This window comes from Microbacterium xerophyticum, assembly GCF_053543555.1.
In genome coordinates, this window is record NZ_JBLVOB010000002.1 from 45,873 (window position 1) to 59,135 (window position 13,263).

The 13,263-nt window shown below is 69.2% G+C and carries 14 protein-coding genes; 3 read left to right on the forward strand and 11 right to left on the reverse strand.

Annotated features, from left to right (window positions below):
• Positions 1-29: 29 nt before the first annotated feature.
• A complete protein-coding gene (gene groES, locus ACNPNP_RS00750) occupies positions 30-326 on the reverse strand; it encodes a co-chaperone GroES (RefSeq protein ID WP_033104978.1) in 297 nt (98 codons plus the stop codon).
• Positions 327-463: 137 nt separating this feature from the next.
• Here groES and ACNPNP_RS00755 point away from each other — a divergent pair, with 137 nt between their 5' ends.
• Positions 464-1,738, forward strand: a complete 1,275-nt coding sequence (locus ACNPNP_RS00755) for a class I SAM-dependent methyltransferase (protein ID WP_448964159.1) — start codon at positions 464-466, stop codon at positions 1,736-1,738.
• Positions 1,739-1,741: 3 nt separating this feature from the next.
• Here the strand turns inward: ACNPNP_RS00755 and ACNPNP_RS00760 are convergent, their stop codons facing one another.
• The 8 genes from ACNPNP_RS00760 to ACNPNP_RS00795 all read right to left on the reverse strand — a co-directional run bounded on the left by ACNPNP_RS00760 (position 1,742) and on the right by ACNPNP_RS00795 (position 8,000).
• The gene (locus ACNPNP_RS00760) at positions 1,742-3,022 is read right to left on the reverse strand and encodes a hypothetical protein (protein WP_448964160.1); all 1,281 of its coding nucleotides are present in this window, start codon (positions 3,020-3,022) and stop codon (positions 1,742-1,744) included.
• A 3-nt stretch (positions 3,023-3,025) separates the two neighbouring features.
• The gene (locus ACNPNP_RS00765; RefSeq protein ID WP_448964161.1) at positions 3,026-3,520 is read right to left on the reverse strand and encodes a hypothetical protein; all 495 of its coding nucleotides are present in this window, start codon (positions 3,518-3,520) and stop codon (positions 3,026-3,028) included.
• Complete coding sequence (gene tsaD / locus ACNPNP_RS00770; protein ID WP_448964162.1) at positions 3,517-4,593, reverse strand: tRNA (adenosine(37)-N6)-threonylcarbamoyltransferase complex transferase subunit TsaD; 1,077 nt, start codon at positions 4,591-4,593, stop codon at positions 3,517-3,519. The genes ACNPNP_RS00765 and tsaD overlap by 4 nt, the downstream gene beginning before the upstream one ends.
• A complete protein-coding gene (gene rimI / locus ACNPNP_RS00775; RefSeq protein ID WP_448964163.1) occupies positions 4,590-5,204 on the reverse strand; it encodes a ribosomal protein S18-alanine N-acetyltransferase in 615 nt (204 codons plus the stop codon). The genes tsaD and rimI overlap by 4 nt, the downstream gene beginning before the upstream one ends.
• On the reverse strand, positions 5,201-5,821 hold the full coding sequence (gene tsaB, locus ACNPNP_RS00780) for a tRNA (adenosine(37)-N6)-threonylcarbamoyltransferase complex dimerization subunit type 1 TsaB (protein ID WP_448964164.1): 621 nt from the start codon (positions 5,819-5,821) through the stop codon (positions 5,201-5,203). The genes rimI and tsaB overlap by 4 nt, the downstream gene beginning before the upstream one ends.
• A 228-nt stretch (positions 5,822-6,049) precedes the next feature.
• The gene (gene tsaE, locus ACNPNP_RS00785; RefSeq protein WP_448964165.1) at positions 6,050-6,532 is read right to left on the reverse strand and encodes a tRNA (adenosine(37)-N6)-threonylcarbamoyltransferase complex ATPase subunit type 1 TsaE; all 483 of its coding nucleotides are present in this window, start codon (positions 6,530-6,532) and stop codon (positions 6,050-6,052) included.
• A complete protein-coding gene (alr, locus tag ACNPNP_RS00790) occupies positions 6,529-7,602 on the reverse strand; it encodes an alanine racemase (RefSeq protein ID WP_448964213.1) in 1,074 nt (357 codons plus the stop codon). Before alr ends, tsaE begins: the two co-directional genes overlap by 4 nt.
• 38 nt (positions 7,603-7,640) lie before the next feature.
• On the reverse strand, positions 7,641-8,000 hold the full coding sequence (locus tag ACNPNP_RS00795; protein WP_448964166.1) for a holo-ACP synthase: 360 nt from the start codon (positions 7,998-8,000) through the stop codon (positions 7,641-7,643).
• 342 nt (positions 8,001-8,342) lie between these two features.
• On the opposite strand from ACNPNP_RS00795, the gene ACNPNP_RS00800 reads away from it, so the two are divergent.
• Positions 8,343-9,170, forward strand: a complete 828-nt coding sequence (locus ACNPNP_RS00800) for a DUF559 domain-containing protein (RefSeq protein ID WP_448964167.1) — start codon at positions 8,343-8,345, stop codon at positions 9,168-9,170.
• A gap of 241 nt (positions 9,171-9,411) precedes the next feature.
• Here ACNPNP_RS00800 and glmS read toward each other — a convergent pair whose 3' ends face one another.
• Together glmS and coaA are read right to left on the reverse strand one after the other, a co-directional pair.
• On the reverse strand, positions 9,412-11,253 hold the full coding sequence (gene glmS / locus ACNPNP_RS00805) for a glutamine--fructose-6-phosphate transaminase (isomerizing) (RefSeq protein ID WP_448964168.1): 1,842 nt from the start codon (positions 11,251-11,253) through the stop codon (positions 9,412-9,414).
• Between the two features lie 69 nt (positions 11,254-11,322).
• Positions 11,323-12,267 (reverse strand): type I pantothenate kinase, encoded by a 945-nt coding sequence (coaA, locus tag ACNPNP_RS00810; RefSeq protein ID WP_448964169.1) that lies wholly within the window; start codon positions 12,265-12,267, stop codon positions 11,323-11,325.
• Between the two features lie 41 nt (positions 12,268-12,308).
• Between coaA and ACNPNP_RS00815 the strand changes: the two genes are divergently transcribed.
• Positions 12,309-13,250: a Ppx/GppA phosphatase family protein gene (locus ACNPNP_RS00815; RefSeq protein ID WP_448964170.1), complete on the forward strand. Its 942-nt coding sequence runs from the start codon at positions 12,309-12,311 to the stop codon at positions 13,248-13,250.
• Positions 13,251-13,263: the final 13 nt, after the last annotated feature.

A 13,263-nucleotide genomic window follows, 5' to 3' on the forward strand; every position in this document is an offset into this window, starting at 1 on the left:
CGGGGCCTTTTACGCTGTCGTCGAGTCGCTCAGCGAACGACGACGGCGAGAACGTCGCGAGCCGAGAGCACCAGGTACTCGTCGGCGCCGAACTTGATCTCGGTTCCGCCGTACTTGCTGTACAGGACGCGGTCGCCGACGGAGACGTCGAGCGGGACGCGGTTGCCGTTGTCGTCGATGCGGCCGGGGCCGACAGCCACGACCTCGCCCTCCTGGGGCTTCTCCTTGGCGGTGTCGGGGATGACCAGTCCACTAGCGGTGGTCTGCTCTGCCTCGACCTGCTGGATGACGATGCGGTCTTCGAGCGGCTTGATGGAAACCGACACGGTCTACCTCTTCTTTCTTGACGCTGACACGAAAGACTTGTTCGCACTCTCAACCCGAGAGTGCTAATCACAAGTGTAGGGCGTCGGCTGGCACTCATGCAATGCGAGTGCCAGTTTCGGCCGCGTAGGCTGAACCGGTGGAGATGTCCGAGCTGACCGCGCTGCTCACCCCCGAGGGCCTTCGGCTGCTCGACGAGGTGGGCACGGTCTCATCGACCGCCGAGGTCGCGCAGACCGTGTCACGCCTCCGCGGAGCCGGGCACTCCCCCGATCTCGTGTCGGCGGTGGTCGGCCAGGCGCATCTGCGATCCAAGGGCGCGGCGAAGTTCGGTGGCTTCGCCGAGCGGATGCTGTTCACCAGAGCAGGCCTCGAGCAGGCCACGCGTCTGGGAGTCGCCGCACGGCACGCCGGCCGCATGCGCCGGGCAGGAATCTCGCGCGTGGCCGATCTGGGATGCGGCATCGGCGGCGACTCCCTCGCCTTCGCGGGAGCCGGGCTCGACGTCGTGGCTGTGGACGCCGATGAGGTGACCGCCGCGATCGCCGCCTACAACCTGGCCCCGTTCGGGGAGGATGCCGCGGTGCAGCACGGTACAGCCGAGGAGTTCGTGAGCGCGAACTTCGCGAGCGCCAACTTCGGAGAACTGCAGCATCTTCGGACGAATTCGGCAGATTCCTCCGAAGCCCCCCCACTTCTCCGACATACGCGTACAGCGGTGTGGCTCGACCCTGCCCGGCGCACCACAGGTCACAGCGAGACGCGTCGGGTCACGGCATCCGACTACTCCCCCTCTCTCGACTGGGCGTTCGACCTCGCCTCACGGATGCCGACCGGCATCAAGCTCGGCCCCGGCCACGATCGCGACGCCCTTCCCGCCGACGCCGAGGCGCAGTGGGTCAGCGCCGACGGCAGCGTGGTCGAACTGGTGCTGTGGTCTGGCGCTCTGGCGCGCGAAGGCGTGCGGCGTGCGGCGCTCGTGATGCGCGGCGACGAGTCCCACGAGCTCACGGCGGGGGCGGATGCCGAGGATGCCGGAGTCCGCGAGCTCGGTGCCTTCGTGCATGAGCCAGACGGCGCCGTCATCCGTGCACGCCTGATCGGGGACGTCGCGCGGAGCATCGATGCGGGGATGCTGGACGAGAAGATCGCCTATCTCACCGGAGACGCGGCGCTGACGAGCCCGTTCGTGCAGTCGTTCCGGGTGCGCGAGGTGATGGCCGCGAACCCCAAGGCCATCAGCCAGGTGCTGCGCAGCAACGACATCGGCACGGTCGAGATCAAGAAGCGCGGGATGGACGTCGATCCGGCGGCGTTCCGCAAGAAGCTCACGCTGAAGGGCTCGCAGAGCGCGACGCTGATCCTCACTCGTGCGGGCGACAGGCGGATGGCGATCCTGGCGGATCGCGTCTGAGGCTCAACGAGGGGTCTCGCCGGTCTCGCCCTCGCTCACGAGGTCGTCGTGCGTGGGATCCTCGAACGTGAACTCGATCGGGTCGCCGGACCCTGGTCCGACCGGAGCACCGGAGGCATCGGCGTCGCGCGTGATCACGACCGACGCGATCATCTGGTCGGTGTAGCGCAGCGTCACGGACACCGAGCTCGGAGTCTCACCCACCCGGTACGGCACCGTCATCGTCATCCCGTCCGTCTGCGCCTCTCCGATGGGCCCGCAGACGGAGGATGCGTCCGGACCACCCCCGTAATAGATGCATGCCTGCTGACCGGAGTCGCGCGTGCCGATCCAGATCTGCGTGTCGCCGTCGTACGCCGCGAGCATCGGCGACCATTCGTCGAGGCCTTCGTCGAGCAGTCTCTCGGCCGTCGCGCGCTGCTCGGAGTCGGTGAACTGGTCGAGGTAGTCCGTGCCGGAGGTCGACCATCCCCGCTGGATCATCACGACCGGTTCGCCCTCGCGGACGAAGCCCATCGACGCACTGATCATCTCGGTGGCGTTCTCGGGCGCGTCCTCGAGGGAACCGGCCGGTGCGTCGCGGGACAGCATCCCGTACAGGCCGGTCTCGGCGATGGACTCCGTCGGCGCGCACGACGGCGCATCGTGTTCGCCGTCCTCGATGATCATGCACGTGATCTCGCCCGAGTCACGCGTGCCCACCCACACCAGCACGTCGTCGTCCTCCGCCATCGGGAGGATCGAGCCGGCGTCGAGATTCGACTCCTCGGCGAGCTGCTCGCCGCGCACCTGCTGCTCGGCCGTGATCGGGATGCCCGGCCCTGTGTCGCGGCCGAACACGAGCCAGCCGATCCCGACTCCGAGGACGAGCGCGATGGATGCCGCGACGGCGAAGGCGAGCGGATGCCTGCGCCACGGCTGTCTCTCGGTCGAAGCGGACGCTTCGGGAGGGTCAGCGTTCGGCTCGTCAGACTCGTCCGACTCGTCCGACGGGGTCGTCGTGAGGGGCTCGGGGTCTGGATCCGCTCGCGGAGCCGTCTCGGGACCTGCGCCCGTTTCGAGCCCACTCGCCGCAGGCACTGCGCCCGTTGCGAGCCCGGCGTCCGACCTGCGATCCGGCGCTCCCGCTGAGGTCGCAGCCCCCTCCGCCACCGCGGCGCTGCGCAGTCGGACGGGGTTCAACTCCCGCAGTCGATCGAGTTCCGCAGCGGTGATGCCGCCGTCAGGGCCGTAGGCCTTGGCCTGCAGCATCCGCAGCTCTGCGGTCTCGTCGGCGGACAGCATCCGTCAGCCCAGATTCTCGAACTGCATGCCGGCCCAGATGAGCCAGCCCAGGCTGTAGATCGTCGCGGTGATGCCGAGGATCAGTGCCCAGAGCGCGATCGCGCGGCTCTCGACCGGTCGCCTGAGCGACATGATCGCCGCCACCACGGCGACGATCGCGAGCGGGATGCCCCAGCCGACGAACCACGATGCGCACAGCGCCACGATCGCCGCCAGCAGGGCCCACGGCGCCAGGCGGGTGTTGTCCTCCGCGACGGCTTCGTCATTCGGTGCCCACTGCACCGCCGGCATCCCCGCCGTGTCTGCAGGACCGCTGGCGACGACGGGCTCGACCCCGACCGGTCCGGTGGGCAGCTTCGTGTAGCCGTCACGAGGGGCACCGGGCATCCGGGTCGCGCCGGCGGGGCGCTCGACCTCCGCGGACGGCCGCTCGAGCGTCGGCTGATCCGACGCCGCGGCCTGCGGGCCGGGATCGCTCATGTCGCGCTGGTCACTCATGCGGCATCCTCCGCCGGTGACTCGGCGATCTGGATCTCGGTGACCGGCAGCGTGGAGTCGGCCCCGAACGCGAGCGTCGACGGTCGGCGGCCCGAGCTGATGAGATCAGCGGCGAGCGCGGCGATCATCGCGCCGTTGTCGGTGCACAGCGAAAGCGGCGGGATCCGCACGGTTACACCGGCAGCCGCGGCCCGCTCGATCGCGACGTCGCGCAGCCGCTTGTTGGCGATCACGCCGCCGCCGAGCAGCAGTCGCGGCACGCCCAGATCGGCGCACGCGGCGAGCGCCTTCGTGACGAGCACATCGACGACGGCTTCGCGGAAGCTCGCGGCGACATCGGCCACCGGCACGTCCTCGCCCGCGGCCTCGCACCGCTCCACCCACCGGGCGACGGCGGTCTTGAGCCCCGAGAACGAGAAGTCGTAGCGGTGCTTCTCCATGTCGGAGGCACGCGACAGGCCCCGCGGGAAGCGGATCGCCTTCGGATCGCCCTCTGCAGCCGCACGATCGATCTCCGGTCCGCCCGGGTACGGCAGCGAGAGCAGCCGGGCGACCTTGTCGAAGGCCTCGCCAGCCGCGTCGTCCATGGTCTCGCCGAGCAGTTCGACGTCGGTGGTGAGATCGCGCACGTGCAGCAGCGAGGTGTGGCCGCCGGAGACGAGCAGCGCGATGGTCGGATACTCGAGCGGGTCGGAATCCGGCGTCACGATGTCGGCGGCGATGTGTCCGACGAGGTGGTTCACGGCGTACAGCGGCTTGCCGAGCGACACTGCGAGGCCCTTGGCCGCGCCGACACCGACCATGAGCGCACCGGCCAGCCCTGGGCCGCTGGTGACGGCGACGGCGTCGAGGTCTTCCAGCCGCACCTGCGCCTCGGCGAGCGCGGCCTCGATCGACGGCTGCAGCGCTTCGAGGTGCGCGCGGGCGGCGACCTCGGGGATGACGCCGCCGTAGCGGGCGTGCTCGTCCATGCTCGAGGCGATCGTGTTCGACAGGAGCGTGCGGCCGCGGACGATGCCGATGCCCGTCTCGTCGCAGCTCGTCTCGATGCCGAGGACCAGGGGTTCGCTCATGACGTGGTCTCCTTCGAGGCGGCGGCCTGGGTTGCGGCATCCGGGGTCGCGGCCCCACCCTCATAGGCGGAGTTCACGCCGTCGGGCGGAGGAATGCGCGGGATTTCTCCTCCCGAGGCGGAGTTCTCCTCCCGAGACTGTGGTGTCGCGGCTCCCGCAGCCCACCCACGCAGATCGAGTTTCATCACGATCGCATCGACACCGTCCGGCTGGTAGTAGCGCGGGCGGCGGGCGATCTCCTCGAACCCCTCCGAGATGTAGAGGCCCTCTGCACCGGGATTGTCGGCGCGAACCTCGAGGAACACCTCACGGGCACCACGGGCGGATGCTTCGTCGAGCAGAGTCCGCAGCATCCTGCGACCTCTCCCCTCCCCGCGCCGCGCCTCGATCAGCGCGATCGTCTGGATGTCGGCATCCGCATTCCCACGGATCGATCGGAGTCCGGCGTAGCCGATCACCTCGCCGCCGTCCTCGTCGACGAGGTAGTGGCTGTACTCGGTCACGAGCTCGGCCGCCATCGACTCCGCGCTCCACGCGTCGGTCGGGAAAGAGGCGTTCTCGATCGCCATGATCGCGTCGAGGTCGGCGGGGGTCGCGGTGCGGATGGTCACAGTCCCACCCGCTTCGGTGCGCCGGGCATCGTGACGTCGGGCTGCCGCAGGTAGAGGGGTTCGGCGCCGACGAGCTCGCGCCCGGCGCGCGCCGCACGGATGCCGACGCGGGCGAGGGCCGCCCCGTCCAGCGTCGTGACCTCGCGCCCGTCGAGTCCGTCGAGGTAGGCCTCGGCGCCGGTGCGCGGCACGAGCACGGTCTCGGACGTGAGGTGCGGGATGCCGTCGTCGTCGAGCCCGCGGAACAGGCTGATCGCGACCTCGCGGCGGCGAGCATCCGTCACGATCGCGAACGTGCCGATCTGCGGGTTCTCCTCGAGAACGGCGAGGGCGGCGCCGAAGTGGCTGGGCACGGCGATCACGTCGATGCCGCGGCCGAGCGCGAACGCGCGTGCGGTGGCGATGCCGATGCGCAGGCCTGTGAACGGGCCGGGGCCCATGCCGGCGACGACGTGCGTGATCTCGTCGCCCGCTTCGGCGAGAGCCCGCTGCAGCAGGGTGCCGACGACTTCGGCGTGCCCGAGCGGGTCGGGGCTGGACGCGTCGGCGCGGCGACGACCATCGGCGTCGACGATCGCGACGGCCGTGCCCAGGGAGGTGTCGACTGCGAGAATCACCTCTCCAGGGTAGTCGGCCGCGCGCCGTGGTCGCTGAGGGGCATCCTGGTCCGGTTCGCGGCGCTCACTGTCGGGATTGGACGCCACCGCCCGCACACTTGTCAGTGGATCTGCACACCTGTCAGCGTGAACCGCCCTGTTTCCGCTGACAACTGTGATCCGGACTGACAGATGTATCGGCATCCGCCGTGCGTGAGCGCCTGCGGCGTCCAGCGCGGCGCGCACCTCCTAGCCGGCGACGCGCTCGATCGTCACGACGCGAGGTGCGTCAGCATCCAGATCCTCGTCCGCCACGTCGTCACCGGCGGCGCCGACCGGGCGCTCGAGCTCGATGTCCCACCAGGCATCCGCGATCGACGGGGCCATCTCGCGCCCCCACTCGATCACGACGACGGAGCGCACGAAGTCGATGTCGAGATCGTCGAGCTCTGCGGCCGACCCCAGCCGGTACGCATCAACGTGCACGAGCGGCGCGCGGCCGACGAGCGACGGATGCGTGCGCGCGATCACGAACGTCGGGCTCTGCACCGGTCCGCGCACGCCCAGCCCCTCCGCGAGGCCGCGGGTGAACGTGGTCTTGCCGGCCCCGAGCGGACCTGTGAGCACGAGCAGGTCCCCCGGCTCCAACTGCTCGCCGATGACGAGGCCGAGGTGCTCCATGTCATCCGACGTCGCGATCTCGCGGCGTCCGAGGAAGGCGGGGTCGATCATGCGTTCCGCCGCGGCACTCGATTTCCGATGCGGGCGACGACCTCGTAGTTGATCGTGCTCGCGGCGTTCGCCCACTCCGTCGCCGACGGCGCACCGAGCGTTGGATCCCCGAACACGACGGCCTCGTCGCCCACAGCGACATGCGTGTCGCCGACGTCGACGACGAACTGATCCATCGCGATGCGGCCGGCGACCGTGAACCGGCGACCGTTGATGAGGACAGGGCCGCGTCCGGACGCCTGGCGCGGGATGCCGTCGGCATAGCCGAGCGGGATCAGGGCGAGCGTGGTGTCGTGGTTCGCCCTGTGGTCGTAGCCGTACGAGACGCCCGCGCCGGCGGGCACGCGGCGGACGGCCGCGACGGATGCGCGCAAGGTCATGGCCGGACGCAGCCCAAGGTCGGCGGACGAGCGGTCATCGAACGGCGAGAGCCCGTAGATGCCGATGCCGATGCGCACGGCATCCAGTCTCGTCTCGGGGATGTCGAATGCGGCGGCCGTGGCGCCGAGGTGCCTGATCTCGGGGCGGATGCCCGCGGATGCTGCGGCAGTGGTCCCCTCCTCGAATCGCGCGAGCGCTTCGAGGTCGTCGGCGCGCGATGCGTTGGAGACGTGGCTGAAGAGGCCGACGACGCGGATGCGTCCGATTCGCTCGAGCCGCGCGGCTTCGGCGAAGACCCGACCCCAGTCGCCCGGGGCGACGCCGTTGCGCGAGAGCCCGGTCTCGAGCTTCAGGTGCACGTCGACGGGGCCGTCGGCGCCGGCGGCTGCGCCGGCCGCCTCCAGTTGATCGAACGATGAGATGCCGAGCTCGATGCGGTTCGCGGCCGCCTCGGTGAAACGCTGACCGGGCTCGTGCAGCCACGCCATGATCGGCGCGTTGATGCCCTGCCGGCGCAGGTCGATGCCCTCGGCGATCTCGGCGACGCCGAGCCTGGTGGCACCGCCGGAGAGCGCGGCGACGGCCGCCGAGGCCGCGCCGTGTCCGTACGCGTTGGCTTTGACGACGGCGATGACGTCGACTCCGGTGAGACGGCGGATGTGCCGGGTGTTGTCGGCGATCGCATCCATCTCGATCGTGGCCTCACGGAACGGGACGGTGTGCGCGCTCACAGCGGCTCTCCCTCGGCGACGACGAACGCGGTGGCGAGGCCGGCGTCGTGCGACATCGTCAGGTGGAGGTTGAGGATGCCCTTGTCCTTCACGGCCGCGGCCGTGGTGCCCGTGAGCAGGAAGTGCGGCCGGCCGGAGGGCTCCGACGCGATCTCGATCTCGGTCCAGTGCACGCCGTCCGATCCGCCGAGCGCCTTGATCAGGGCCTCTTTCGCGGCGTAGCGCGCGGCGAGCGACGGCAGCCGGAGAGTGCGCTCGGACGGGGCGAAGAGTCGCTCCATGAGCCGCGGTGTCCGGGACATGGTGCGCTCGAACCGCGGGATGTCGACGAGGTCGATGCCGGTCCCGATGATCACCGCTCCAGCCTACCGGCCCGCTGTCACAGCGCCCCGAACCGCGCTTCGTAGTCCGGCGAGAGTCCGGCGAGAGTCCGACGAGAGTCCGGCGAAGCGGACTGCCACGCGTCACCGTCGCCCTTCGTCCTTGTTGACACTTGTCGGTGCTGATCACACCTGTCAGGAGAAAACGAGCGGTTCGGGCTGACGACTGTGATCCGGGCTGACAAGTGAGCGGATGCCGAGTCGATGAGCGGATGCCGCTGGCTCGACTCGTTCTGCACATACAGAGCTACGGCGAAATCGTCCACATTTCAGTCATCGACGGCCGTTCGCGCCGACCGTTGAGGCATCCTCTGTGGGATGTTCCCGCCCGACCAGATCCTTCCCCATTTCGACGGCATCGCACGCGGTGTGCAGCTGCAGCGGTTCGGCTGCACGCGTACTCAGCTCGCCGCCGCTGCGAAGACCGGCACCATCGTCCGAGTCCGCACTGGCGTGTACGCACTGCCGGGAACCGATCCGTACGTGGTTGCTGCCGCTCTGCACGGAGGCGCGCTCACCTGCGCGGCTGCTCTGCGACGCCACGGGGTCTGGCTCCTGTCCGATGTGACAGACGTGATCCATGTCTGGATGGGTGCCGCCGGTCGGAAGCATCATGGGAAGTGCGGATGCACGACCCACTACACGCCCGGAACCTCTGGACTCGGCCTGGCTCCGGTCGCGGCGGCGCTCGTCCACCTCTACCGCTGCAGCGATCAGGAGACGTTCTTCGCCGCTTACGAATCCGCGTGGAACCAGCGACTGATCTCGGCAAGCGACCGTGACCGCATCAGACGTGAACTGCCGCGCACCGCGGGGTGGCTCCTCGACCTCGCGCGAGGTGATGCGGAAAGCGGTCTGGAGTCGCTGCTTCGATTGCGGCTGCATCTGCTCGGAATACGGCTCGACTGTCAGGTCAGGATCGACGGCGTCGGTCGGGTGGATTTCGTGATCGACAGACGGGTCATCCTCGAGGCTGACGGCAAGCAGAATCACGAGAAGAGCAATCGGCACAAGGACCTGATCCGGGATGCCGCGGCCTCCGCCCGAGGCTTTGAGACTCTGCGCTTCGACTACGCGATGATCGTGCACGACTGGGACCGGGTCGTCGCTGCGATCCTGCCCGCGCTCGCTCGCGCGCGGGCCTGACGCCGCGGCATCCGCTCGTCGGGCGTTGAAATACGTGTCGAACCGCAGCTCCGCAGCGGATCCCGATCACAGGTGTCAGTCCCGAATACAGATGTCAGCCGAAACATCGAGGTTTCGACTGACATCTGTGATGTGGACTGACAAGTGTGCGGGGGCGGTGCTGGTGGGGGCGGTGCGGGCGCTGCGGGCAGTGCGGGCGCGACGGGGTCTCGGCACGAGACGTGACTCGCCGAACCAGGGCCTACTCGACCGTGACGGACTTCGCGAGGTTGCGGGGCTGGTCGACGTCGAGGCCCTTGGCCGTGGCGAGGGCCATGGCGAAGATCTGCAGCGGCACGACCGCGAGCACCGGCTCGAACATGGGCCCCGCGAGCGGGATGTGGATGACCTCGTCCGCGAAGGGCAGCACTGCGGCGTCGCCCTCTTCGGCGATCACGATGACGCGGGCACCGCGGGCACGGATCTCCTGGATGTTCGAGACCACCTTGGAGTGGATCAGCGCGGAGTGACGCGGCGACGGCACGATGACGAACACCGGCTGGCCGGGCTCGATCAGGGCGATCGGGCCGTGCTTGAGCTCACCGGCGGCGAAGCCCTCGGCGTGGATGTACGAGATCTCCTTGAGCTTGAGTGCGCCCTCGAGCGCGATCGGGTAGCCCACGTGGCGACCGAGGAACAGCACCGAGCGGGTGTCGGCCATCCAGCCGGCGAGCTGCGAGACGTGCTCGTTCTCCTTCTCCAGCACGCTGGCGATCTTGGCTGGCAGGTCTGCGAGCTCCGCAACCGCCGAGTCGTCGGTCAGCGTCTGACGCACGCGGCCCATGTGCAGGCCGAGCAGCAGCAGCGCGGTGATCTGCGCCGAGAACGCCTTGGTCGATGCCACGGCGACCTCCGGCCCCGCGTGGGTGTAGACGACGGCATCCGATTCGCGCGGGATCGTCGCGCCCTGCGTGTTGCAGATCGAGAGGGTGCGTGCACCGCGCTCGCGGGCGTACTTGACGGCCATGAGCGTGTCCATGGTCTCGCCGGACTGGCTGATCGAGATGACGAGCGTGTCGTCGCCGATCACCGGGTCGCGGTAGCGGAACTCGTGCGCGAGCTCGACGTCGGTCGCGACGCGGGCCCACTGCTCGATCGCGTACTTGCCGACGAGGGCTGCGTAGGATGCCGTGCCGCAGGCCGTGATGATCACACGGTTGATGCCGATGAAGAGCTCGTCGAGCCCGTCGAGCTCGGGGATGACGACCTCGCCGTCGTGCACGCGGCCGAGGATCGTGTTGGCGACGGCCTCTGGCTGCTCAGCGACCTCCTTGGCCATGAACGACGACCATCCGCCCTTCTCGGCGGCGGCGGCGTCCCACGACACGTCGAACGGCTCGGCCTCGACGGCGTTGCCCTCGAAGTCGGTGACGGAGACCTCGGACGGCGTGATCGAGACGATCTGGTCCTGGCCGATCGCGAGCGCCTTGCGGGTGTACTCGACGAAGGCGGCGACGTCGGATCCGAGGAAGTTCTCGCCCTCACCGAGGCCGATCACCAGCGGCGAGTTGCGGCGCGCGCCGACGACGAGGCCCGGGTGGTCCTCGTGCATCGCGAGCAGCGTGAAGGCGCCCTCGAGGCGGTTGACGACGTTCTGGAACGCCTCCTGCAGGTTGCCGCTCTTCGCGTACTCGCGTCCGAGGAAAGCCGCGGCGACCTCGGTGTCGGTCTCGCTGCGGAAGCTGACGCCCTCGGCGAGCAGCTCTTCGCGGAGTACCGAGAAGTTCTCGATGATGCCGTTGTGGATGACGGCGAGCTTGTCGTCGTCGGCGAGGTGCGGGTGCGCGTTGACGTCGGTCGGGCCGCCGTGGGTCGCCCACCGCGTGTGCCCGATACCGGTCGTGCCGTCGCCGAGCGGGGCGTCGGCGAGCGAGTCACGCAGCATGCTGAGCTTGCCGGCCTTCTTGCGCATCCCGAGGTCGCCGTTGCCGTCGATCACGGCGACACCAGCAGAGTCATAGCCACGGTATTCCAGACGGGCGAGGCCGGCGAGAAGGATGTCCTGGCTGGGGCGAGGGCCCACGTATCCGACGATTCCACACATGGTCACAAGGATAAGCGCGGGTTTTTGCGAGGGTTCCGAACGAACTACGAACGGATGCTGCGCCCCCAGTCAGAGCTTGCGCAGAAGCACGCTCTCGACGTTGTGATCGGCGCCCTTGTTCAGCACGAGGCTCGCCCGGTGCCTGGTGGGCATCACGTTCTCGACGAGGTTGGGCATGTTGATGTCGTTCCAATAGCCGAGGGCCGTGGTGACGGCTTCTTCGTCGGTCAGGTGCGCGAACACGTTGAAGTACGACGACGGGTTGCTGAACGCGCCCTGGCGCAGCGCGAGGAACCGGTCGACGTACCACTTCTCGATGTGGGCGCTGTCGGCGTCGACGAACACCGAGAAGTCGAACAGGTCGCTCACTGCGACGTCGTTCGGCGCGGGCGGCGGCTGCAACACGTTCAGCCCCTCGACGATCACGACGTCAGGGCGCCGGACGACGACATGCGCATCGGGGACGATGTCGTAGCGCATGTGCGAGTAGAAGGGCGCGCGCACCTCGGGCGCTCCCGACTTCACCTCGGTGAGGAACGACAGCAGCGCCCGCCGGTCGTACGACTCGGGGAAGCCCTTGCGGTCCATGAGTCCGCGGCGCTCGAGCTCGGCGTTCGGGTAGAGGAAACCGTCGGTGGTGACCAGTTCCACCCGCGGCGTTCCCGGCCACCGGCTCATGAGCTCGCGCAGCAGACGGGCGATGGTCGACTTGCCGACGGCGACCGACCCGGCGACGCCGACGACGAACGGCGTGGTGGTGTCGTCCTCCTGGAGGAAGGAGCTGGTCGCCGCGCCGAGCTGCTTGGTCGAGGTGGCGTACAGGCTGAGGAGCCTGCTCAGCGGCATGTACACCTCGCGCACCTCGTCGAGGCTCAGCCGGTCTCCGATGCCGCGGATCTCGACGACCTCCGTCTCGCTCAGCGGCTGATCCAGGCCCGCCGCCAATCGCGCCCATTCCGCGCGTCCGATCTCTCGATACGGCGACAGGGGCAGCGTGGGGTCGGCGGTGGTCACGCGTTACATCGTATCCGCGCCCACACGCGTAGTCTCATCCCGTGCGCCTCGGAATCCTCGACATCGGTTCGAACACCGTCCACCTGCTCGCTGCGGACGCCCGGCCCGGTGGCCGCCCGCTGGCGACGACCAGCGATCGCACGGTGGTGCGCCTGATGCGCTACCTCACGCCAGAGGGTGCGATCACCGAAGAGGGCGTGCAGGCGCTGGAGGCCGCCGTCAGCAGAGCGCGCGCGATCGCGGAGTCGGAGCGGGTCGAGACGCTGCTGGCGACCGCGACCAGTGCCGTGCGCGAGGCGCTCAACGGCGAAGAGGTCATCTCCCGCATCGAGGCCGCTCTCGGTCAGCCACTGCAGGTGCTCACCGGCGTGGAGGAGGCGGAGCTCACCTTCCTCGCCGTGCGGCGCTGGTTCGGGTGGGATGCCGGGCGCATCCTGCTGCTCGACATCGGCGGAGGCTCCTTCGAGTTCGCGGCCGGTGGCGACGAGGTGCCGGAGGTCGCGGCATCCGTCCCGCTCGGCGCCGGACGCATGACCGTCCAGTTCCTGCCGGAGGACCCGCCGGGTGAGGATGCTGTCGAGCAGCTGCGTGCGCACGCCGCCGAAGTTCTCGCGCCCGTGGCCGCGAAGCTCAACGCCCTCCCCGACCCCGACCACATGGTGGGGTCGTCGAAGGCGATCCGCTCGCTGGCGAACCTCGCAGGGCGAGAGGTGTCAGGGCTCGGCTTCGACCGCACTGTGCTCTCGCGATCGTCGCTGAAGTCGTGGATCCCGCGCCTCGCCCGCATTCCGGCCGTCGCCCGTCAGGAGCTGCCGGGGATCACACCCGATCGCACGTTCCAGATCGTCGCCGCCGCTGTCGCGCTGCACACCGCGATGAAGATGCTCGACATCGACGAGCTCGAGGTGTCGCCATGGGCGCTGCGCGAGGGCGTGCTGCTGCGCTACACCGAGTCGCTCAGCTGGGGTGGTGCCGAGATCTGACACGGACCCGACA

Excerpts from the sequence above, each read along its gene's own strand:
- tsaD (WP_448964162.1), bottom strand. The coding sequence starts at position 4,593 with ATGAGCGAACCCCTGGTCCTCGGCATCGAGACGAGCTGCGACGAGACG.
- alr (WP_448964213.1), bottom strand. The coding sequence starts at position 7,602 with ATGGATGCGATCGCCGACAACACCCGGCACATCCGCCGTCTCACCGGA.
- glmS (WP_448964168.1), bottom strand. The coding sequence starts at position 11,253 with ATGTGTGGAATCGTCGGATACGTGGGCCCTCGCCCCAGCCAGGACATC.
- tsaE (WP_448964165.1), bottom strand. The coding sequence starts at position 6,532 with ATGATCGACCCCGCCTTCCTCGGACGCCGCGAGATCGCGACGTCGGAT.
- ACNPNP_RS00765 (WP_448964161.1), bottom strand. The coding sequence starts at position 3,520 with ATGAGTGACCAGCGCGACATGAGCGATCCCGGCCCGCAGGCCGCGGCG.
- ACNPNP_RS00760 (WP_448964160.1), bottom strand. The coding sequence starts at position 3,022 with ATGCTGTCCGCCGACGAGACCGCAGAGCTGCGGATGCTGCAGGCCAAG.
- ACNPNP_RS00800 (WP_448964167.1), top strand. The coding sequence starts at position 8,343 with ATGTTCCCGCCCGACCAGATCCTTCCCCATTTCGACGGCATCGCACGC.